We start from the raw sequence: 21,657 nt of genomic DNA, 5'->3' as shown, positions 1-21,657 counted from the left end.
CCGGCAAATCCAACAGCGGCCATCCATGGCCGCACTCTTCAAGTAGAGCTCACACCATGGCCTACAAGCATTTCGAAGCAATCGAGAAACACGCCGGCCTGCTCGGCATCGGCATCGCGATCATGGTGTCGCTGGGCGGGCTGGCCGAGATCACCCCGCTGTTCGTCGAGGCGCACTCGCTGAAGGCGCCGCCCGGGGTGCATCCGTACGACCCGCTGCGGCTGGCCGGCAAGGACGTCTACGTGCGCGAGGGCTGCTACCTGTGCCACTCGCAGATGATCCGCGCGCTGCGCTTCGAGACCCAGCGCTACGGCCACTACTCGGTGGCCTCCGAATCGGTCTACGACCGTCCGTTCCAGTGGGGCTCCAAGCGCACCGGTCCGGACCTGGCCCGCGTCGGCGGCAAGTACTCCGACGACTGGCAGCGCATGCACCTGATGAACCCGCGCCAGGTCGTGCCGCAGTCGAACATGCCCGGCTACCCGTGGCTGGCCGGGAAGAAACTCGATGCCGCCGACATCCAGGCGCGCATGCGCGTCCTGCGCAAGCTGGGCGACCCGTACTCCGACGCCGACATCGCCGCTGCACCCGCCGCGGTGGAAGGCAAGACCGAGATGGAGGCGCTGATTGCGTACCTGCAGGGCCTCGGCATCCGCAACGAAGCGGATCCGGCCGCCGCGCCGGCCAGCGCCGGAGGTGCGCCATGAACCCGGTGTGGGGGCATGTCGCCGGGGTGCTGATCCTGCTGATGATGTTCAGCTTCATCGGCATCTGGGTCTGGGCGTGGCGCAAGTACCACAAGCCCGTGTTCAACCGCATGGCGCGTCTGCCGATGGAAGACGAGCCCGAAGCCGACGTCGAGGAGGATCGCCCGTGAGCGCAGGATGGTCGTTTTGGGTGATGTTCCTGGTGGTGCTCAACATGGGCATCACGTTCTTCCTGTACCTGTGGGGACCGCGCGCGAAGATCCCCACCCTGCCCGACGGCACCAGCGGCCACGTCTGGGCCCATGGCGTGCTGCGCGAAGGCGTGCGCCCGCTGCCGATGTGGTGGGTGCTGTTCTCCGGCGCGATGTTCGTGGCCGGCTTCGTCTACCTGGCGCTGTTCCCCGGCTTCGGCAACTTCAAGGGCGTGCTCGGCTGGACCTCGCACGACGAGCTGGCCAGGCACGTGGCCGCCAACCGGGCCGAACTCGCACCGCTGATGGACCGCTTCAAGCTGTATCCGGTCGAGCAGCTGGCCGCCGACCCCAAGGCGCTGCAGATGGGCAAGGTGCTGTTCGAGGACAACTGCGCCGCCTGCCACCAGCGCAGCGCGAAGGGCAACATGGCGCTGGGCGCCCCCGACCTCACCGACAACGACTGGCTCTACGGCGGCAGCGGCAGCGACATCACCACTTCGATCCACGACGGCCGCAGCGGCGTGATGCCGCCGTGGGCCAGCCTCGGCGCGGACAACGTGAAGAACCTGGCGCAGTACGTGCTCAGCCTGTCCGGCTCGCCGCACGATGCCGCCAAGGCCGCGGCCGGCCAGCCGCTGTTCGCCACCTGTGCCGCCTGCCACGGCGCCGACGGCAAGGGCAACCAGGCGCTGGGCGCACCCAACCTCACCGACCACATATGGCTGCACGGCGGCAGCGTGGCCGACATCGAGAAGACCATCGGCGAGGGCCGCCAGGGCCACATGCCGGCGTGGAGCCCGCGTCTGTCCGACGAACAGATCCACGTGCTCGCCGCCTACGTCTACCACCAGTCGCACCAGACCAGCGATGCCAGCCGGCAATGACCCCGCCATCCGCAGCGCCTCGACCTGGTATCGCCAGCCGGTGCTGTGGCTCGGCGTCGCCGTCTTCCTGGCGTCGCTGGCCGGCTGCGTCTGGATGATCGTGCTCGGCGCCCGCCACGCCGACACGCCGCTGGACACCTCGCATACCGTGTTCGGCGTGCCGGTCGCGCCGCACAGCGCTGCCACGCCGCACGACCCGACCTCGGGCCCGCCGCGATGAACGCGAACGCGGCGTGGGCTCACCCGCAGCTCGCCGCGCAGGTAGTGCGCACCCGCCGTGACGGCGGCAGCGAAATCGCCTTGCGGGTCGAGTCGCTGCACGACCCGCGCCAGGTGCTGTGGCTGGAGCAGCGGATCCGCGCCCTGCCCGGCGTGCGGCGCGTCGCCATCGACCGGCCCGCCCGGCGCGTGCGGGTGGTGTGGGACGCCCGGCGCACCCCACTGCCGACCCTGCTCGACAACTTCGACGCCGCGCACTGCCCGGCGCGGCCGCTGCAATGCGACAGCATCGACGACGCCCGCGCGCGGGAGCAGCACCAGGCGCTGAAGCACCTGCTGGTCGCCGGCATGTGCTCGATGCAGGTGATGACGTACGCCTTCGTGATCTACATCGGCGTGGTCGATTTCGTCGACTTCAGCACGCGCAGCCTGTTCCGCTGGCTCGGCCTGCTGACCACCCTGCCGGTGGTGTTCTACTCGGCGCAGCCGTTCTTCAGCGGCGCCGTGCACGAACTGCGCGAGCGCCGGCTCGGCATCAACCTGCCGGTGGCGCTGGCGGTGCTGCTGGTGTTCCTGGCCAGCGCGTTCAACACGCTGCGCGGCAGCGGCGAGATCTACTTCGATTCGGTGGCCATGTTCGTGTTCCTGCTGCTCGGCGGGCGCTACGTGGAGCTGCGCTCGCGCCACCGCAGCGGCGCGCTCGGCGACGCGGTGATCGACGCCACGCCGCTGCTGGCGCAGCGACGGCGCGGCGACGGCGCGCTGGAAACGGTCGCCGCGATCGCCCTGCTGCCCGGCGACCGCGTGCACGTCGCCGAAGGCGAGGCGGTGCCGGCGGACGGCGTGCTGGAAAGCCCCGGCGTGCAGGTGGACGAGGCGTTGCTGTCGGGCGAGTCGCGCCCGGTACGGCGCCAGCGCGGCGAACGGCTGATCGCCGGCAGCCTGCTGCTGTCCGGCCCGGCCGAACTGCGCGTGGAGCACAGCGGCGCCGCCACCGCGGCGGCGCGGCTGGGCGCGCTGGCTGCCCGTGCGCGGCAGGCGCGCACGCTGGTGGCGCCGGGCGACCGCGAGATCGGCCGCTTCGTCGCCCGCGTGCTGGCGCTGACCGCGCTGACCGCGCTGGGCTGGCTGCTGGTCGACCCGTCGCGCGCATTCGAGGCCGCGGTGGCGGTGCTGGTGGTGGCCTGTCCCTGCTCGTTCGCGCTGGCCCGCCCGGCCGCGCTCACCCGCGCGCTCGGCGTGCTGGCCGGGCGCGGCGTGCTGGTCGCCGACGGCAAGGCACTGGCCACGCTGGCCCGGGTCGACTACGCGCTGTTCGACAAGACCGGCACCCTCGGCGTGCCGCAGCTGGACCACCGCGGCATCGAACCCCTGCGCGGCGACACGCCGGAACGGGTGCTGCAGCTGGCCGACGCGCTGGCCCACGAGAGTTCGCACCCGCTGGCCCGCGCGCTCGCCGACGCGGCCCGCCAACGGGCGCTGCCGCTGCAGGCGCAAGCGGTGCGGGTCAGCGCCGGCGCCGGCATCAGCGGCGAGGTCGACGGCTGCGCGCTGCGGCTGGGCCGCGCCGACTTCGCGCTGGCGCTGGCCGGCGCAGCTGCACCGGCCGGCCTCGCCGACGCGCTGGTGCTGGCCGATGCCGATGGCGCAATCGCCGCCTTCCACCTCGCCGAACAGCCGCGCGCCGAGGCCCGCCGCCTGCTCGACGCGCTGCGCGCCGACGGCGTCGCCGTCGCCATCGCCAGCGGCGACCACGAATCCCGCGTGGCCGCGCTGGCCGAGCGCCTCGGCGTCGCCGACCGGCACGCGCGCCAGTCGCCCGAGGACAAGCTGGCCCGGCTGCAGGCGGCGCGCGCCGAAGGCCGCGTCACCCTCGCCGTCGGCGACGGCAGCAACGACGCCCCGGTGCTGGCCGGCGCCGACGTCTCCGCCGCGCTGGCCTCGGGCACCGGGCTGGCGCAGACCCACGCCGACCTGTTGCTGCTCGACGGCCACCTCGGCAGCCTGGCCGATGCCCGCGCCATCGCCCGCCAGGTGCAGCGGGTGACGCAGCAGGGGCGGCGCTGGTCGCTGTGGTACAACCTGGCCGCGGTGCCGTTCGCCGCGCTCGGCCTGGTGACGCCGTGGCTGGCCGCGATCGGCATGTCGCTGAGCTCGCTGCTGGTGGTGCTGAACGCGCTGCGTGTCGGCGGCGACGAGCCTGGCCACGCCGGCAGTTCCGGCCCGGCGCTGCGCCCGCGCGAGCTGCGCGCATGAACATCCTGCTGGTGCTGATCCCGGTCACCCTGCTGGTGGTGATCGTCGCAGTGTGGCTGTTTTTCTGGGCGGTCAACCACCAGCAATTCGACGACCTGGACAGCCCCGCGGTATTGCCGCTGATGGACGACCCGGCTACGGGCCCGGCGGCGGCGCCGGAAGCGCCGCCGGATCCGCCGGCGCCATCCGACGCAACGCCGCCTGCAGCAGGCGACGCTGCAGGCGATCGGCCAAGCTGAGCGGACCGGCAAGGCCCATCCGCGCCAGCGCCTCGGCCTCGCCGTCCACCGCCTCGCCGGGGCGAATCGCGGCGCGCAGCAGGCGCCAGCGGCCACGCCAGTTGCCGCTGGCGGCCTTCAGCCATTCCAGTGCCGGCAGCAGGCGCTGCTCGACCGCGGTGAAATCGCTGCCGAACGGAAACGCCGGCAGCAGGCCCTTGTGCCGGAACGGCGCCAGCGCTTCGTGCAGGTGGCGCGGATGATGGCGGCGCCAGGCCGCGGGGACCGCGAAATCCGCAGTCAGCTTGCCGTGCGCCTTCGCCTGCGCGCACAGCGCATCGAGGAAGCGCGCGTCGGCGATCGACAGCATCGCCTCGACGCATTCGCTGTCGCTCTTGCCGCGCAGGTCGGCAACGCCGTACTCGGTGACGACGAGGTCGCGCAGGTGGCGCGGGATGGTGGTCTGGCCGTAATTCCAGCGGATGTTGCTCTCGATGCCGCCGCGGCTCTCGCGGGTGGCGCGCAGCAGCAGCACCGAGCGGCCGCCCGGCAGCTCGTGCGCCATCGCCACGAAGTTGTACTGGCCGCCCACGCCGCTGACCACGCCGCCGTCCTCCAGCGTGTCGGACACCGCCGCGCCGAGCAGGGTCGCCATCATGCAGGTGTTGAAGAAGCGCGCGCCGCGCCGCTGCAGCGTCGCCAGCGCCTGATGGTCGCCGTACAGCTGGTTGACGTTGGACACCGCGCACATGTCGATCGCGTCCGGGTCGGCCGCCTCGGTGGCGCCGAGCCAGTCGTACAGCTCGCGCGAGCCGAGGAAGAACGCGCCGCGCAGGTAGTGCCCGCCGGGGGCGGACGGATCCAGGCGGCCGGCGGCGGCGGCGCGCTCCAGCGCCAGGTTGTCCCAACTGCGCCGTTTCAGGATGCCGGCGCGCTGCAGGTGCATGAAGCCGTCCATCACCATCTCGCTGGCGCCGTACAGGCCGGTCTCGAGCGGCGCCAGACCGCCCAGCCGGCCGGCCAGTGCGTGGGTGGCGCCGCCCGGATCCAGCGCCACCAGCGCGCGTCGCCACAGGGTGTTGTCCTGCTGGCGCAGCAGCAGGGATTTCACCAGCGCATCGGACAGCGCGCCGATGCCGACCTGCAGGCAGCCGCCGTCCCTGACCAGCGCGCTGGCGTGCAGCCCCAGCGCGTATTCGGCGAGATCCAGCGGCAGCCGCGGCAGCGCAAACAGCCGCGGCGAGTGTTCCGGGCGCAGCTCCATGTCGAAATACGCTTCCGCCACCTCGGCGTCGCCGCCCAGGTACGGCAGGTCCGGATGCACCACCGCCACGCACAGCGGCCGCGGCCGGCCGGCCTGGTGCACCTGGCGCAGGAAATCCAGGGTCAGGTCCGGGTTGCACGACAGGCTGTAATGCACGCCGTCCGGCCCCTCGCGCCGGGCCACCAGTTGCACCAGCAGGTTGATGTCCTGCGCCGCCAGGTCGCGCGCCACGTGGGTGTAGTTCTGGCTGATGTAGCTGCGCTGGGCGCTGGCCGAATGCAGCAGCGCGCCGGACTGCATATAGAACTCGTGCACCTCGACGTTCGCGGGCAGCGCACCGCGCGCCTGGTCCAGCGCGTACTGCGGGTCGACCGCATCGGCGCCGAAGTGGCGTTCGAGGAACGGCCCCAGGAAGCGTTGCTCCAGCCCCGGCGCCGGCTGCGGCCGGGTCAGCGACAGCGCGGTGTACAGCCGCATCGAGCAGGCCGCATCGGCGGCGACCCGCCGGTACAGCGCGTTGAGCAGCCCGTGCGGCTTGCCCAGGCCCAGCGGCGCGGCGATGCGCAGATGCGGCCCCAGCTCCTCGGCAAGGTGGCGCGCGCAGGCATCGGTGTCGACGTAGCGGTGCTCGATCGGCATGCGGGCGATCATGCCAGAAGCCCCGCGGACAGGCTCTCGTGGCGACGCGTCGACGGACCTTCGCCTACACTCGGACCATGCCCACGCCGCTGATTCCCTCCGCCCCGAGCCGTCTGCTGGCCGAACAGGCGCTGAGCCGCGCCGCCGGCGCGCCGCTGCTCGGCGGCAACTGCGCGCAATGGCTGATCGATGCCGCCGCGCACTACGACGCGTGGCTGGCCGCGATCCGCGGCGCACGCCAGCGCGCGCTGCTGGAGAACTACATCATCCGCGACGACGAGGTCGGCCGCGCCTTCCGCGACGCCCTGGTGGAGCGGGCAAAGGCGGGCGTGTTCGTGGCGGTGGTGGTCGACTGGCTCGGCTGCCTGGGCCAGTCGCGCGCCGCCTTCTGGGCGCCGCTGCGCGCGGCCGGCGGCGAGGTGCGGGTGTTCAACCCGCCGCAACTGGGCCAGCCGTTCGGCTGGATCAGCCGCGACCACCGCAAGCTGCTGGTGGTCGACGGCACCCACGGCTTCCTCTCCGGCGTGTGCATCAGCGCCAAGTGGCTGGGCGACCCGGCGCGCAACGTGCCGCCGTGGCGCGATACCGGCCTGGCGCTGCGCGGCCCGGCGGTGGCCGAGCTGGAGGCCGCGTTCGCGCAGAGCTGGGCCGAGATCGGACCCGCGCTGGCGCCGTTCGCCGGGCCGCTGGACGCGACCGCGCCGGCCGGCGACGTGGCGCTGCGGGTGATCGCCACCCAGCCGGCCACCGCCGGCATGTACCGCCTCGACCAGCTGATCGCTTCGATGGCGCGCCGCACGCTATGGCTCACCGACGCCTACTTCGTCGGCCTGGCGCCGTACGTGCAGGCGCTGGTGGCGGCATCGCGCGACGGCGTGGACGTGCGCCTGCTGGTGCCGGGCAGCAGCGACATCCCGGTGGTGGCGGGCCTGTCGCGCTCGGGCTACCGGCCGCTGCTGAAGGCCGGCATCCGCGTGTTCGAGTGGAACGGCTCGATGCTGCACGCGAAGACCGCGGTGGCCGACGGCCAGTGGGCGCGGGTCGGCTCCTCCAACCTCAACATCGCCAGCTGGCTGGGCAACCGCGAGATCGACGTGGCGATCGAGGATGCCGGCCTCGCCGCGCAGCTCGCCGCGCAATACGAACAGGACCTGGGCAACGCCACCGAGATCGTGCTGGCCTCGCGTCGCCGCCGGCACGGCCACGGCAGCCGCGAACAGGTCCGCAGCAGCGAAGCCCACCCGCGGCGGGTACGCCATGGCGGCGGCAGTTCCGGCCGCGCCGCCGCCGGCGCCCTGCGCATCGCCAACAGCGTCGGTGCCGTGCTGGCCAACCGCCGCGTGCTCGGCGATACCGGCAGCGGCCCGCTGCTCGTCGCGGCCCTGGGACTGCTCGTGCTGGCGATCTTGGCCTTCCTGTGGCCGGCCTGGGTCGGCTGGCCGCTGGGTGCCTTCGCCGCCTGGCTCTCCCTCAACCTCGGCATCCGCGCCTGGCGCGTACGCCGGCGGCGCCGGCTCGAATTGCGCGAGGCCGGCGACGACTGAAGCTCCATGCTTCAGGATGTTCCTGCACTTCGTGCTTCAAGCAGATGTTTTCTCACAACTTGATACCGTCAGCATGCTAGGCTCGCGCCCTTATGCCAGCGCCGTTCGACGACTCCACGCCACGCCACGTCCTCACCCCCAGCTCGCTCAACCGGCTGGTGCGCGACCTGCTGGGCGACGCGCTGCCGCTGGTGTGGATCGAGGGCGAGCTGTCGAACGTGGTCAAGCCGGCGTCCGGGCACCTGTACTTCACCCTGAAGGACAGCGGCGCCCAGGTGCGCTGCGCGATGTTCAAGCCGAAGGTTGCCGCGCTGCGCTTCCGCCCGGTCGACGGCATGCAGGTGCTGCTGCGCGCCAGGGTCGGCCTGTACGAACCGCGCGGCGAGTTCCAACTGGTGGCCGAATCCATGGAGCCGGCCGGCGAAGGCGCGCTGCAGCGCGAGTTCGAGCAGCTCAAGGCCAGGCTCGACGCCGAAGGCCTGTTCGACGCCGCGCGCAAGCGCCCGCTGCCCCGCTACGCGCGGCGCATCGGCGCGATCACTTCGGCCACCGGCGCGGCGATCCGCGACGTGCTGAGCGTGCTGGCGCGGCGCTGGCCGCTGGCCGAGGTAGAGGTGCTGCCGGTGCCGGTACAAGGCCGCGAGGCGCCGCCGGCGATCGTGGCGATGCTGCGCAAGGCATCAAACAGCGCACGCTACGACGTGCTGCTGCTCACCCGCGGCGGCGGCTCGCTGGAAGACCTGTGGGCGTTCAACGACGAGACGGTGGCGCGGGCGATCCATGCCTGCGCGGTGCCGGTGGTGAGCGCGGTGGGCCACGAGATCGACTTCAGCATCGCCGACTTCGTCGCCGACCTGCGCGCACCCACGCCGTCCGCCGCCGCCGAACTGCTGGTGCCTGACGCGGTGGCCGTCGATCGCCACCTGCGGCAGTTGCAGCAGCGTCTGGTCACCCTGCAGCAACGCCAGTTGCAGGCGCAGTCGCAACGCGTGGACCACTTGCTGGCGCGACTGCAGGCGCAGCGGCCACAAGCACGGTTGCTGCGCGACCGCGAACGGCTGCAGCACCTGCAACACCGCCTGGCCGTCGTGCTGCGTGAACAGAGCCAGCGGCGCCACACGCGGCTGGAACGCCTGCACGCGCGCCTGCTGGCGCAGCATCCGCACGCGCGCCTGCCGCTGCTGGCGCGCCGGCTGGCCGAACAGGATCAGCGCCTGCGCCGCGCGATCGCGCACATCCTCGAACGCCGGCAGACGACGCTGCGCCACATCGGTCACGCACTGCACGCGGTCAGCCCGCTGGCCACGCTCGAGCGCGGCTACGCGATCCTGTTCGATGCGCATGGCCAGGTATTGCGCTCGGCCCAGGGCGTTGCCGCGGATACGCGGCTGCGTGCACGCCTCGCCGACGGCGAGCTGCCGCTGCGAGTCAGCGACGACTGACCGCTCCGCTCACGCAAACTGAACGTTGCGGCACGCATCCTTCACGCCTCTCCCACGGAGGCGATGCATGAAGGCGGCGGCGTTGTTCGTGAAGGCCCTCGAAGCCGAGGGCGTGCATTGCATCTTCGGCGTGCCCGGCGAGGAAAACCTGGACCTGCTGGAAGCCCTGCGCGAGTCCTCGATCCGGCTGATCGTGACCCGCCACGAACAGGCCGCCGGCTTCATGGCCGCGACCTGGGGCCGGCTGACCGGCGAGGCCGGCGTGGCGCTGGCCACGCTCGGGCCCGGCGCCACCAACCTGGTCACCGCGGCGGCCTACGCCCAGCTCGGCGCCATGCCGATGCTGATGATCACCGGCCAGAAACCGATCCGCACGCACAAGCAGGGCCTGTTCCAGCTGGTCGACGTGGTCGACATGATGCAGCCGCTGACCAAGTACACGCGCCAGCTGGTTTCCGCGCCGACGATCCCGGCGCGCGTGCGCGAGGCGTTTCGCCGCGCCGAGGAGGAACGCCCGGGCGCGGTGCATCTGGAACTGCCGGAGGACATCGCCCGCGACGAAGTCGAGGACGCGATCCTGCTGCCCACCGAATACGCGCGGCGACCGTCGCCGGACGATGCCGCGCTGGTGCAGGCGGCCGAGGCGATCGGCAATGCGCGAAAGCCGATCCTGATGATCGGCGCTGCTGCAAACCGCCAACGTACGGCCGTCGCCCTGCGCGCCTTCATCGACAAGCTCGGCCTGCCGTTCTTCACCACCCAGATGGGCAAGGGCGTGGTCGACGAGGACCATCCGCTGTGGCTGGGCAACGCCGCGCTGTCCGACGGCGATTTCGTGCATCGCGCGATCGATGCCGCCGACGTGATCGTCAACGTCGGGCACGACGTGGTGGAGAAGCCGCCGTTCTTCATGCAGAAAGGCCGACGCACGGTGATCCACATCAACTTCGCCTCGGCCGAGGTGGATACGGTGTACTTCCCGCAGATCGAGGTGGTCGGCGACATCGCGCATACGGTCGAACGACTCGCCGACGCGCTGGAGCCGCAGCCGCACTGGGACTTCGCCTGGTTCGGCAAGGTGCGCCAGGCCTTCCACGCGCAGCTGAAGGAACACGCGGACGACGCACGCTTCCCGATGCACCCGGTGCGCATCGTCGCCGATACCCGCCGTTTCATGCCGGACGACGGCGTGCTGTGCCTGGACAACGGCATGTACAAGCTGTGGTACGCCCGCTACTACCGTGCGCGCCAGCCGAACACCGTGCTGCTGGACAACGCGCTGGCCACCATGGGCGCCGGCCTGCCCTCGGCGATGGCGGCGAAGATGGTGTACCCGCAGCGCAAGGTGCTGGCGATCTGCGGCGACGGCGGCTTCATGATGAACGCGCAGGAGCTGGAAACCGCAGTGCGGCTGGAGCTCGACCTGGTGATCCTGCTGCTGCGCGACGACGCCTACGGCATGATCCGCTGGAAGCAGGCAGAGATGGGTTACACCGACTACGGCATGCAATTCGGCAATCCCGATTTCGTGCTGTTCGCCCAGGCACACGGCGCGCACGGCCACCGCCCGGCCAGCGCCGACGAGTTCCTGCCGACCCTGCAGCGCGCCTATGCCGAAGGCGGCGTGCACCTGATCGACCTTGCTATCGACTACAGCGACAACCACCGCATCCTCGACAAGGAAATCCGTCGACTGAGCGCGGCCGTCTGACCCGGAGATTCCCATGCTCGCCAAGTCCTACCCCTACTACCTCGCCAACCAGCCGCAGGCGTCGAAGGAAATGCTCGACGTGCGCGACAAGTTCAGCGGCAAGATCGCCACCCGCGTCGCGGTGCCGGACGCAAAGGCCACCGAAAAGGCCATCGCCGCCGCGGTGAAAGCCGCCACGCCGATGCGCAACTTCAAGCCGTGGGCACGCCAGGCCGTGCTGCAGCATTGCGCGCAGCGCTTCGCCGAGCGTCGCGACGAGCTGGCCGAAGCGCTGTGCATCGAGGCGGGCAAGCCGATCAAGGATGCGGCTGGCGAGGTGACGCGATTGATCGAGACGTTCCGCATCGCCGCCGAGGAAGCGGTGCGCATCAACGGTGAGACGATCAACCTGGAACTGGCCAGCCGCCTGGACGGCTACCACGGCTACACGAAGCGCGTGCCGCTGGGGCCGGTGTCGTTCATCACGCCGTTCAACTTCCCGCTGAACCTGGTGGCGCACAAGGTGGCGCCGGCCATCGCGGCGGGCTGCCCGTTCGTGCTGAAGCCGTCGGAGAAGACGCCGATCGGCGCGCTGATCATCGGCGAGGTGCTGGCCGAGACCGACCTGCCGAAGGGTGCGTTCTCGATCCTCACCCTGGATGGCGCACATGCCGCGCCGCTGGTGGAGGACGAGCGCTTCAAGCTGCTCTCGTTCACCGGCGGCCAGATCGGCTGGCAGCTGAAGGCACGCGCCGGCCGCAAGAAGGTGACGCTGGAACTGGGCGGCAACGCGGCCTGCATCGTCGACGCCGACCAGGGGCCGAAACTGGACAAGGTGGTGGCGCGGCTGATCTTCGGCGCGTTCTACCAGTCCGGCCAGAGCTGCATCGGCGTGCAGCGCATCTATGCCCATGCCGACGTGTACGGCGCGCTGAAGCGCAGGCTGGTTGCCGCCACGAGGAAGCTGAAGTCGGGCGACCCGAAGGACAAGAGCGTGTTCCTCGGCCCGATGATCGACGAGGCCGCCGCCGAGCGCCTGCATGGCTGGATCCTGGAGGCGAAGAAGGCCGGCGGGAAAATCCTCTGCGGCGGCAGGCGCAGCGGCAACATGCTCGAGGCCACCCTGATGGAGAACGTGCCGGCGGATGCCAAGGCCAACCGGCTGGAAGCGTTCGGCCCGTTCGCCCTGCTCGCCCCGTTCCGGAAGTTCGACGAGGCGATCGCCATGGTCAACGACTCCGACTACGGCCTGCAGGCGGGCATCTTCACCGACAGCCTCGACCATGCGATGCGTGCGTGGAACGAACTGGAACAGGGCGGCGTGGTGGTCAACGACATCCCCAGCTTCCGCGTGGACAACATGCCCTACGGCGGCGTGAAGCTGTCCGGCCTGGGCCGCGAGGGCGTGCGCTACGCGATCGAGGACATGAGCGAGATCCGCCTGATGGTGATGCGCGAATCGTGATTTGCAGGAGCTCGCTCGCGAACGATGCATTTGCGGGGCAACGCGGCGGAACAGCATCGCCCACAAGTGGGCTCCTACAACGAACCAGGCCGGGTTGCCCGCACATTCCAGCCCAGCGCCTGGTACACGCGGTAGCGCGCGACGCCGAGGTATTCGTGCAGGGCCAGGTCGGCCATGGCGAAGTTGTACGACGACGGCGTCCATGACGCGGCGCTGCTGACGTAGTCGGCGCGCACCGGCACGGCATGGATGCCGAAGTGCGCGAAGTACAGCATGCCGCGGCGCAGGTGGTAGCCGGACGACACCAGCAGCACGCGGTCGGCGCCGTATGCCTGCAGCAGCGGCCCGCTGAACTGCGCGTTCTGCCAGGTATTCATGCTGCTCGACTCCAGCAGCAGGTCGGCGGGATCGACGCCCAGCCGCTGCAGGTTCGCGGCGTAGACCGCCGCCTCCGGCCGGCCCAGCCCGCGCGCGTCGCCGCCGCTCACTTCCAGCCTGCATTCGCGCCCGGCAACCTGGCGGCATTCGCGGTACAGCGCGGCCGCCTTGTCGATGCGCCCGTAGGCGAACAGGCTCGCCTCGACCCGGCCGCCCGGCGCCACCCGTACCGTGCTCGCGCCGAGCAGCACGATCGCGTTGCGCCGGCCCCACGCGACCGGCGCGTCCGCCGCGTAGTCGGCCTGCAGGTGCGTCAGCAGCCAGCCCGGCAACGGTCCGCAGCCCACTGCCAGCAGCAGCACCGCGGCCAGCGCCAGCAGCGCGCGGCTGCAACGCCGCCAGCGCAGCCGCGCCAGCAGGACCGCCAGCAGGATCAGCACGAGCAGCAGGTTCAGCGTCATCGGCACGGCCAGCGGAAATCGACGAAGGACCCCGATTATGCCGGCATGCCGACCGACCGGTGGGCGGCCGGGTCGAATCTGGTTAGGCTGGGCGGGCCATCGCCGGGAGATCAGGCCGTGACCACCCTCGTCTTCGTGCACGGTTGGAGCGTCACCTCCACCGCTACCTACGGCCAGTTGCCGCAACAGCTGCAGCAGCAGGCCGCCGCGGCCGGCCTCGCGCTCACCCTGGCCGACATCTGGCTGTCCGAGTACGTGAGTTTCGACGACGCGGTGACCATGCCCGACCTGGTGCGCGCGTTCGACCACGCGCTGCGCGACCTGCACCTGCTCGACGCCAGCTTCGCCTGCGTCACCCACTCCACCGGCGGCCCGGTGGTGCGCGAGTGGCTGCGTGCGCAGCGCGACATGCCGGGCACGCACAGCACGATCCGGCTCAGCCACCTGGTGATGCTGGCGCCGGCGAACTTCGGCTCCGCGCTGGCGCAGCTCGGCAAGAGCACGCTGGGCCGGCTCAAGGCGTGGTTCGCCGGCGTGGACCCGGGCCAGCGCATCCTCGACTGGCTGGAACTGGGCAGCGCGGCATCGCTGTCGCTCAACCTCGACCACATCCACGGCGACGACCCGGCCCGACGCGGCCAGTACCTGTTCGTGCTCACCGGCGACCGGCCCGACCGCCAGCTGTACGACCACCTCAACAGCTACACCGGCGAGGACGGCTCCGACGGCGTGGTGCGCATCGCCGCGGCCAACCTCAACGCCCGGCATGCGGTGCTGTCACCGCCGTCCGGCGGCAGCGACACGCTGGCGCTGAACCTCAGCCGCAGCCCGCGCTGCGCGTTCAAGCTGATCCCTGGCGCAGCGCATTCCGGCGACGCGCTGGGCATCATGGCCAGCGCCGCGCCGGCCACGATGCAGGCGATCCTGCGCTGCCTGCAGGTGCGCAGCGCGGACGACTACGGGGCGCTCTGCGACGCGTTCGAGCGCGAGAACGGCGCGCGCGACGCCGACAAGGTGGAGCTGGAGCCCGCCGGCCTGTTCGCGCCACGCGTGCACATCCACGATCCGCGCAGCCTGCTGATCGTGCGGCTCGGCGACGAGGCCGGCGAGCCGCTGACCGGCGCCGGCTTCCTGCTCACCGCCGGCGCGCCGGCCAGCCCGGACCTGCTGCCGGAAGGCTTCATGCTCGACCGCCAGGCGAACTCGAAGCAGCGCACCACCATTTCGCTGTTCCTCGACCACAGCCTGCTCGCCGGCGACGACCGCGTGGCCGACCCGCGCAACAGCCGCAAGACGCTCCGCCCCGCCGTGGCCGGCCACCGGCCATACGGCGCCAGCGTGCAACCGCTCGACCTCGGCGGCCTGGTGCACCACGCGCTGGCACAGAGCGCCGCCGGCGACGACCTGTTCGCCATCCTCGGCCCGCACCAGACCACCGTGCTCGACGTGGTGCTGCCGCGCAAGATCCACGAGGGCGTATTCCGGCTGACCCGGAACCTCGCGCCGGAGGACTTCAGCGATCCGCTAGCAGGCCCGGTGATCGGCTAGCGCCTCGCCGGGAGGGCAACGCGGGCTGACCGGCTCCGCCAGCCAGCTGCGTGGAGGCACGCAGATCAGCGATACTGCGTACCCGCGGTTCCGCGTCGGCTTTCGGCGGCTCCGGGACCAACGCCGATTCACTTCGTGACATACGCCGAGCCAGCCCTGGCATGCATAAGAATCCGATCTTCTTCGACCCCACCGGCCGACGTGCCATCCATGTCTCGCGGGTGGTGCTGCTCGCCGGCGTGCTCAGCACGCTGCTCGCGGCAGCCTGTGCAATCAGCCTGTTCGTCTGGCCGAGCATGGTGGGTCTGCATATCGGCGAACACAACCGCACCCGGCATGCGCTGGCCAACGTGAAGGCGGCCGATCCGGAGCTGCTGAAGCCGGCGGCGAAACTGGCCGCGGAAGTGCGCGCCCGGCAGAAGCTGCTGCACCCGCCGCGCACGCACGCCGGCAAGGCCGCCTCCGCGCATGCGCCGCCGCCGTCGCTGGACAAGCCGGCCGGCCGGCCGCTGGCGATCGGCTTCTACGTCAACTGGGACGACAGCAGCTACGCCTCGCTGAAGCGCACGCTGCCCACGCTGGACTGGGTGATCCCGACCTGGATGAGCGTCAGCGGCCCCGACATGGCGCTGCACACCAGCGTCGACGCCAAGGCGCTGAACCTGATCCGCTCGAAGAAGCCGTCCACGCCGATCCTGCCGTTGCTGCAGAACGCGGCGAACACGCAGTGGGACGGCCCCGGCCTCGCCCGCATGCTGGCCGACCCCGCGTTGCGCCAGGCGCGCATCGCGCAGATCGTCTCGTTCCTCGCCGCCAACCGCTTCCAGGGCGTGACGGTCGACTTCGAGGAAGTGCCCACCGAGGCCCAGCCGGATTTCAAGGCGTTCCTGTCCGAGCTCAGCGACGCGTTCGGCCCGCATGGCTGGGGCATCGTGTTGTCGGTGCCGTTCGACGAAGCCGGCTGGGACTACACCGGCTATGCCGGCATCGTCGATTTCGAGTTGCTGATGGCCTACGACCAGCACTGGGCCGGCAAGGACGCCGGCAGCATCGCCGGTGTCGACTGGTTCGAGCAGACGCTGGACAAGCGCATGAAGGAGCTCGACCCCGACCACACCATCATCGCGATCGGCAACTACGGCTACGACTGGTCGCACGGAAAGAACGCCGAAACGCTGACCTTCCAGGATGCGATGGATCGCGCCTCCGATGCGCAGGCCGACATCACGTTCGACCCGGACACGCTGAACCCGCACTTCTCCTACAGCGAGGACGACGGCAGCGCGCACCAGGTCTGGTTCCTCGACGGCGTCACCGCCTTCAACCAGATCCATACCGCCGACGACTACAAGCCCTACGGCTACGCGCTGTGGCGACTGGGCTCGGAGGACCCGTCGGTGTGGTCGGTGCTGGGCCGCCCCTACGGAGCCGCGGCGCCGCCGGAACTGCGCACGATCGGCCAGGGCGAGGACATCGACATCGAGGGCCAGGGCGAGGTGCTGGAAATCGTCTCGGAGCCTTCCCCGGGCGCACGCACCCTCGACCTGGACAAGGACGACGGCAGCGTCAACGACGAGAGCTACACCGCCCTGCCCAGTTCCTACGTGATCCAGCGCGCCGGCACCCTGCCGCACAAGATCGCGCTGACCTTCGACGACGGCCCCGACCCGGAGTGGACGCCGCAGATCCTCGACATCCTCAAGGCGAAACAGGTGCCGGCGACGTTCTTCATCGTCGGCGCGAACGCCGAGATGTCGCCGCGGCTGGTGCAGCGCGAGGTCGCCGAAGGCCACGACGTCGGCAACCACACCTTCACCCATCCCAACCTCGGCGACAGCCCCTCCGGCATCGTGTCGCTGGAACTCAACGCGACCCAGCGCCTGTTCGAGGCGCTCACCGGCCGCTCGATGCGGCTGTTCCGCGCGCCCTACTTCGGTGACGCCGAACCGACCACGGCCGACGAACTGGTGCCGATCGGAATCGCGCAGAAGATGGGCTACATCTCGGTCGGCCTGCACGTGGACTCGGCGGACTGGCAACGACCCGGCGCGGACAAGATCGTCGACAACGTGCTGACCCAGATCGCCGCCAGCAACCCGGAGCGCACCGGCCAGGTGGTGCTGCTGCACGACGCCGGCGGCGAACGCTCGCAGACGATAGCGGCGCTGCCGCGCATCATCGACGGCCTGCGCGCGAAGGGCTACGAATTCGTCACCGTCTCCGAACTGGCCGGGCTCACCCGCGAGCAGACCATGCCGCCGCTGCCGCCCGGCTCGCTGTCGCGCTGGGCCGACCGCTCGGTCTTCCTCGCGCTGGGCTGGCTCGGTCACCTGATCCGTTGGCTGCTGACCGTCGCCATCACGCTGGGCGTGGCCCGGCTGCTGCTGCTCGGCGGGCTCGCCCTGTTCAACCGGACGCAGGAGCGCCGGCGCGCAAAGCCGGCCCTGCCGGACGACCCGCCGCTGGTCTCGGTGCTGATTCCCGCCTACAACGAAGAGAAGGTGATCGTCAGCTCGATCCGCCGGATCCTCAAGAGCCGCTACGCCAACCTCGAGGTGATCGTGGTCGACGACGGCTCCACCGACGCCACCTCGGCGGTGGTGCGCGAGCACTACGCCGGCGAGCCGCGCGTGCGGCTGATCAGCATCCCCAACGGCGGCAAGGCGCACGCGGTCAACACCGCCCTGCGCGAGTCGAACGGCACGGTAGTGGTGGCGCTGGACGCCGACACCCAGTTCGAGCCGCACACCATCTCCCACCTGGTGCGCTGGTTCGCCGATCCGAAGATCGGCGCTGTCGCCGGCAACGCCAAGGTCGGCAACCGGATCAACCTGATCACGCTGTGGCAGGCGCTGGAATACATCACCGCGCAGAACCTGGAGCGCCGCGCGCTGGCCGCGCTGGGCGCGATCACCGTGGTGCCGGGCGCCGTCGGCGCCTGGCGGCGCGAGGCGCTGGAACGACTCGGCGGCTTCCCCGCCGACACGCTGGCGGAAGACCAGGACCTCACCATCGCCGTGCAGAAGGCAGGCTACCACACCCTGTTCGACGCCGAGGCGATCGCCTGGACCGAAGCGCCCGACACCTTCCGCGGCCTCGCCCGGCAGCGCTTCCGCTGGGCCTACGGCACCTTGCAGTGCCTGTGGAAGCACCGCAACGCCACCTTCAACCCGCGCTACGGCGCGCTGGGCACGGTGGCGCTGCCGCAGGTATGGCTGTTCCAGATCTTCTTCTCGGTGGTGTCGCCGCTGGTCGACCTGGTGCTGGTATGGCAGATCGTCAACACCGGCATGGACTACCTGCAGCATCGCGGCCAGTTCGACGACACCAACCTGCTGCGCATGCTGGTCTTCTACGCAGCCTTCATGGCAGTCGACCTCGGCGCCTCGGCGCTCGCCTTCGCGATGGAGAAGAAGGAACGCTGGAGCCTGCTGTGGTGGCTGGTGCTGCAGCGCTTCGGCTATCGCCAGCTGATGTACTACGTGGTGGTGCGCTCGGTCTGGACGGCCATCCGCGGCCCGTCGGTAGGCTGGGGCAAGCAGGAGCGCAAGGCGACGGTGAACGCCAGCGAGGAATTGAAATCGTGAGCGGCGCCAGTGACTCCTAGTTCGCCAGCGGCTCGGCCAGCGCGGGCCGTTGCAAGCTCAACGCGGTACCTGCCGCCGCCACGATGATCGCCCCGATGGCCAGCCACTGCAGCAGGCTGAGCCGCTCGCCCAGCAAGGCCACGCCGGCCACCGCCGCGATGGCCGGCTCCAGGCTCAGCAGGGTGCTGAACGTACGCGCCGGCAGCCGGGTCAGCGCGACCATCTCCAGCGAATACGGCAGCGCCGAGCTGAGCACCGCCACGCCCAGCGCGTACGGCAACAGCACCGGCGTCAGCAGCGCGCTGCCGGCATGCGCGACACCGAACGGGATCGCCAGCAACGCGCCGATCGAGGTGCCCATCGTCACCGCATCGGCGCCGTGGGCCGCCCCCGCCTGCTTCCCCAGCACGATGTACAGCGCCCAGCCCACGCCGGCGCCCAGCGCGTACATCACGCCCACCGGATCGAGCGTCTGCACCTGCCCGCGCAGCGGCAGCAACAGGGCCAGCCCGGCCACCACCAGCGCGATCCAGACGAAGTCGAGCCACCGGCGCGAACCGAGCAGCGCCAGCGCCAGCGGCCCGGTGAATTCCAGCGCCACCGCGATGCCCAGCGGGATCGTGTGCAGCGACATGTAGAACACCAGGTTCATCGCCCCCATCGAGAGGCCATAGCCCCACAGCGCGCGCCAGTCGCGCCGGCCAGCGCCCTGACCAGGGCCGGACCGGCGCCACGGCCGGCGCCACAGCAGCAGGATCAACGCGCTGAGCCCCAGCCGGTATGCCGTGGCGCCCTGCGCGCCGACCTGCGGGAACAGGTGCTTGGCCAGCGACGCGCCGCACTGGTACGAAACCATGCTGACCAGCAGCATGCCGACCGCAAGCGCGAGGGGAGCAACGGTGGAACGTGATGACATGAGTGCAGCCATGGCGGAAGACCCCGGCCATGATGCTCGAAGACCCCGGTGAAACCCACCCCGCGGGCCGCCTCGCCGTCGCCATTGCCGACCATGTCTGGCAGCAATGCGCGGCACGGCTCGCGGGTGATGCGCGGAAGCCGGGATTGCCGCCGCCCATGCAGTCCCCGCACGTTGCATCGACCAGCCGAATCCGCAGCTCAAGGGAGCATTCCAGAAAACGGACGGGCACCCTCCCGCTCGAACGCCTCTCCGCGAAAATCTTCGACCACGTCGTGGCGGTTTTGAGCACCCGGTCAAAAACCGATGTACCGGCGGTCCCATGCTTGTCATCTCGCACTGGGATAAATGGCGGGTCGAGACGAGGGCCGGGGGGCCCTGCTCGACCCACTCAACCGGGGACACTAATCAATGAACTGGAAAACCAGGATCGCTGGCGGCTTGCTGCTCGCCTGCGCAGTCGTTGCCGTTCCGGCATTCGCCGGCAGTTTGCCCGACCACGAGGAATTCGACGCCACGCTGCAGGTGCCGTTCCGCAGCACCGGCGCGCGTCCCGTGACGATGCACTTCGCCTATCCAGGGGCGACGCCGGGAACACAGGTGGCGTGGGAGGTCGCCCTGCTCGGCCACGATGGCAGCGAGCTGCGTACGTGGCAGGGGCACAGCGCGCTCGGCACCGGCAGCACGCAGGCCCAGGTGCTCTGGGACGGGCTGGGCCACAACGGCCAGGCTGTGCCCAGCGGCTATGTCACGGTGCGGCTGCGCGCCGTGGCGCTGGATGGCGCCACGGTCGCGCGCATCGGCAGCGGCCTGCCCGGCCAAGCACTGGCGCTGGCGCGACAGCGGGCACCGGAGCTGGTCGAGGAGCAACGCTACGACGTGCTGGTAGGCACCGTCGCCGCTCCCGTCATGCCGCACTTCCAGGCCCTGCGCCACCACACCGGCAGCGCCACCACCCTGTCGCCGATGTCGGCGACGAGCGCCGGCAGCCTGCCGTACACCATCTACTTCGGCAACCTGCACAGCCAGACCAACCACAGCGACGGCGGCGGCGTGCTCTCCAGCTGCGTCGGCGCGCAGAACCCGCAAAGCGGCGCCTATGGCCCGTCGGATGCCTACCAGTACGCCCTGAACGACGGCCTGGACATCCTGATGACGTCCGAGCACAACCACATGTACGACGGTTCGACCGGCACCAACACCTCGGCCAGCCCGACCACGGCGCACAACCTCTACCAGTCCGGCCTGCAGGCGGCCAGCGCGTTCAACGCCGCACATGCGAATTTCCTGGCGATCTACGGCCTGGAGTGGGGCGTCATCAGCAACGGCGGCCACCTCAACATCTTCAACACGCCCAGCCTGCTGGAGTGGGAATACAACAGCTCCAACCAGCTGATCGGCGACGTGTTCACCGCCAAGAGCGACTATGGCTCGCTGTACACGCTGATGAAGGCGAACGGCTGGGTGGGGCAGTTCAACCATCCCGCCAGCACCGGCCAGTTCAACATCGGCGGAACGGACCTCGCCTACACCGCCGACGGCGACACCGTGATGGCGCTGGCCGAGGTGCTCAACAGCTCGGCGTTCTCCACCAACACCACCGAGACCGAAACCAGCCGTACCAGCTATGAGGCGGCGTTCAACATCCTGCTCGCGCGCGGCTACCACGTGGCGCCGAGCTCCGACCAGGACAACCACTGCGCCAACTGGGGAGCCAGCTACACCAACCGCACCGGCGTGCTGATTCCCAGCGGCACGGCGCTCAGCCTCGCCAGCTTCCTCGACGCGGTGCGCGCGCGCCGCGTATACGCCACCGAGGACAAGACCGGCCAGATCGTGCTGACGGCGAACGGCCATGTGATGGGCGAGCGCTTCGGCAACAGCGGTCCACTGACGCTTGCCGTCAACTACGCCAGCAGCGCCGGCCACACCGCACAGCGCGTGCAGGTTTTCGAAGGCGTGCCCGGCAGCAACGGCGCGGTGACCACCACCTCGAGCACCGCCACCACCACCATCACGCCGACCAACGGCGACCACTTCTACTACGCCAAGATCACCCAGGAGGACGGCAAGCAGTTGTGGTCCGCGCCGGTGTGGGTCACCCAGGGCGCGGGCGGCGGCGATACCACGCCCCCGACGGTGAGCGTGTCGGAGAGCGGCACTTCAGGCACCATCACGCTGTCGGCCAGCGCCAGCGACAACGTGGGCGTGACCAAGGTGGAGTTCTACGTGGACAACGCGCTGG

At 70.5% G+C, this 21,657-nt stretch carries 16 protein-coding genes; 13 read left to right on the top strand and 3 right to left on the bottom strand.

The window, feature by feature from the left end; genetic code table 11:
* Window positions 1–56 precede the first annotated feature (56 nt).
* Genes ccoO through ccoS form a run of 6 tightly spaced genes read left to right on the top strand, consistent with a single transcriptional unit; the run spans window position 57 to window position 4,499 of the window.
* A complete protein-coding gene (gene ccoO / locus RHOFW104R8_RS16150) occupies window positions 57–707 on the top strand; it encodes a cytochrome-c oxidase, cbb3-type subunit II (protein ID WP_068096450.1) in 651 nt (216 codons plus the stop codon).
* Window positions 704–877, top strand: a complete 174-nt coding sequence (locus tag RHOFW104R8_RS16145; protein WP_068096451.1) for a cbb3-type cytochrome c oxidase subunit 3 — start codon at window positions 704–706, stop codon at window positions 875–877. The genes ccoO and RHOFW104R8_RS16145 overlap by 4 nt, the downstream gene beginning before the upstream one ends.
* Complete coding sequence (gene ccoP, locus RHOFW104R8_RS16140) at window positions 874–1,785, top strand: cytochrome-c oxidase, cbb3-type subunit III (RefSeq protein WP_068096452.1); 912 nt, start codon at window positions 874–876, stop codon at window positions 1,783–1,785. The genes RHOFW104R8_RS16145 and ccoP overlap by 4 nt, the downstream gene beginning before the upstream one ends.
* A complete protein-coding gene (locus RHOFW104R8_RS16135) occupies window positions 1,769–2,005 on the top strand; it encodes a hypothetical protein (RefSeq protein ID WP_068096453.1) in 237 nt (78 codons plus the stop codon). The genes ccoP and RHOFW104R8_RS16135 overlap by 17 nt, the downstream gene beginning before the upstream one ends.
* Window positions 2,002–4,260, top strand: a complete 2,259-nt coding sequence (locus RHOFW104R8_RS16130; protein ID WP_068096456.1) for a cation-translocating P-type ATPase — start codon at window positions 2,002–2,004, stop codon at window positions 4,258–4,260. Before RHOFW104R8_RS16135 ends, RHOFW104R8_RS16130 begins: the two co-directional genes overlap by 4 nt.
* Window positions 4,257–4,499, top strand: a complete 243-nt coding sequence (gene ccoS / locus RHOFW104R8_RS17920; protein ID WP_068096458.1) for a cbb3-type cytochrome oxidase assembly protein CcoS — start codon at window positions 4,257–4,259, stop codon at window positions 4,497–4,499. Before RHOFW104R8_RS16130 ends, ccoS begins: the two co-directional genes overlap by 4 nt.
* Here the strand turns inward: ccoS and RHOFW104R8_RS16125 are convergent.
* On the bottom strand, window positions 4,396–6,393 hold the full coding sequence (locus RHOFW104R8_RS16125; protein WP_068096459.1) for an acetyl-CoA hydrolase/transferase C-terminal domain-containing protein: 1,998 nt from the start codon (window positions 6,391–6,393) through the stop codon (window positions 4,396–4,398). The two genes, ccoS and RHOFW104R8_RS16125, sit on opposite strands and share 104 nt — an antisense overlap.
* A gap of 65 nt (window positions 6,394–6,458) precedes the next feature.
* On the opposite strand from RHOFW104R8_RS16125, the gene RHOFW104R8_RS16120 reads away from it, so the two are divergent.
* From RHOFW104R8_RS16120 to RHOFW104R8_RS16105, 4 genes are all read left to right on the top strand, one after another.
* Window positions 6,459–7,925, top strand: coding sequence for a phosphatidylserine/phosphatidylglycerophosphate/cardiolipin synthase family protein (locus RHOFW104R8_RS16120; RefSeq protein WP_068096461.1), 1,467 nt, complete (start codon window positions 6,459–6,461; stop codon window positions 7,923–7,925).
* A gap of 92 nt (window positions 7,926–8,017) precedes the next feature.
* Window positions 8,018–9,367, top strand: a complete 1,350-nt coding sequence (gene xseA, locus RHOFW104R8_RS16115; RefSeq protein WP_068096462.1) for an exodeoxyribonuclease VII large subunit — start codon at window positions 8,018–8,020, stop codon at window positions 9,365–9,367.
* 67 nt (window positions 9,368–9,434) lie between these two features.
* On the top strand, window positions 9,435–11,078 hold the full coding sequence (locus RHOFW104R8_RS16110; protein WP_068096463.1) for an acetolactate synthase large subunit: 1,644 nt from the start codon (window positions 9,435–9,437) through the stop codon (window positions 11,076–11,078).
* A 13-nt stretch (window positions 11,079–11,091) separates the two neighbouring features.
* On the top strand, window positions 11,092–12,522 hold the full coding sequence (locus RHOFW104R8_RS16105; protein ID WP_068096466.1) for an aldehyde dehydrogenase family protein: 1,431 nt from the start codon (window positions 11,092–11,094) through the stop codon (window positions 12,520–12,522).
* Window positions 12,523–12,596: 74 nt separating this feature from the next.
* Here the strand turns inward: RHOFW104R8_RS16105 and RHOFW104R8_RS16100 are convergent, their stop codons facing one another.
* Window positions 12,597–13,361: a YdcF family protein gene (locus RHOFW104R8_RS16100; protein ID WP_068096467.1), complete on the bottom strand. Its 765-nt coding sequence runs from the start codon at window positions 13,359–13,361 to the stop codon at window positions 12,597–12,599.
* A 117-nt stretch (window positions 13,362–13,478) separates the two neighbouring features.
* Between RHOFW104R8_RS16100 and RHOFW104R8_RS16095 the strand changes: the two genes are divergently transcribed.
* The gene (locus RHOFW104R8_RS16095) at window positions 13,479–14,909 is read left to right on the top strand and encodes a phospholipase (RefSeq protein ID WP_068096468.1); all 1,431 of its coding nucleotides are present in this window, start codon (window positions 13,479–13,481) and stop codon (window positions 14,907–14,909) included.
* A gap of 161 nt (window positions 14,910–15,070) precedes the next feature.
* Window positions 15,071–18,496 (top strand): glycosyltransferase, encoded by a 3,426-nt coding sequence (locus tag RHOFW104R8_RS16090; protein WP_068096469.1) that lies wholly within the window; start codon window positions 15,071–15,073, stop codon window positions 18,494–18,496.
* Between the two features lie 16 nt (window positions 18,497–18,512).
* Here RHOFW104R8_RS16090 and RHOFW104R8_RS16085 read toward each other — a convergent pair whose 3' ends face one another.
* Window positions 18,513–19,412, bottom strand: a complete 900-nt coding sequence (locus tag RHOFW104R8_RS16085) for an EamA family transporter (RefSeq protein ID WP_068096471.1) — start codon at window positions 19,410–19,412, stop codon at window positions 18,513–18,515.
* Between the two features lie 411 nt (window positions 19,413–19,823).
* Here RHOFW104R8_RS16085 and RHOFW104R8_RS16080 point away from each other — a divergent pair.
* Window positions 19,824–21,657 (top strand): CehA/McbA family metallohydrolase (locus RHOFW104R8_RS16080; protein ID WP_068205469.1); only part of this gene is annotated, 1,834 nt, incomplete at its 3' end.

The sequence above is a fragment of the Rhodanobacter sp. FW104-R8 genome, assembly GCF_001617365.1.
Taxonomy (GTDB): domain Bacteria; phylum Pseudomonadota; class Gammaproteobacteria; order Xanthomonadales; family Rhodanobacteraceae; genus Rhodanobacter.
This window is presented reverse-complemented; position numbering and strand designations above follow the sequence as displayed.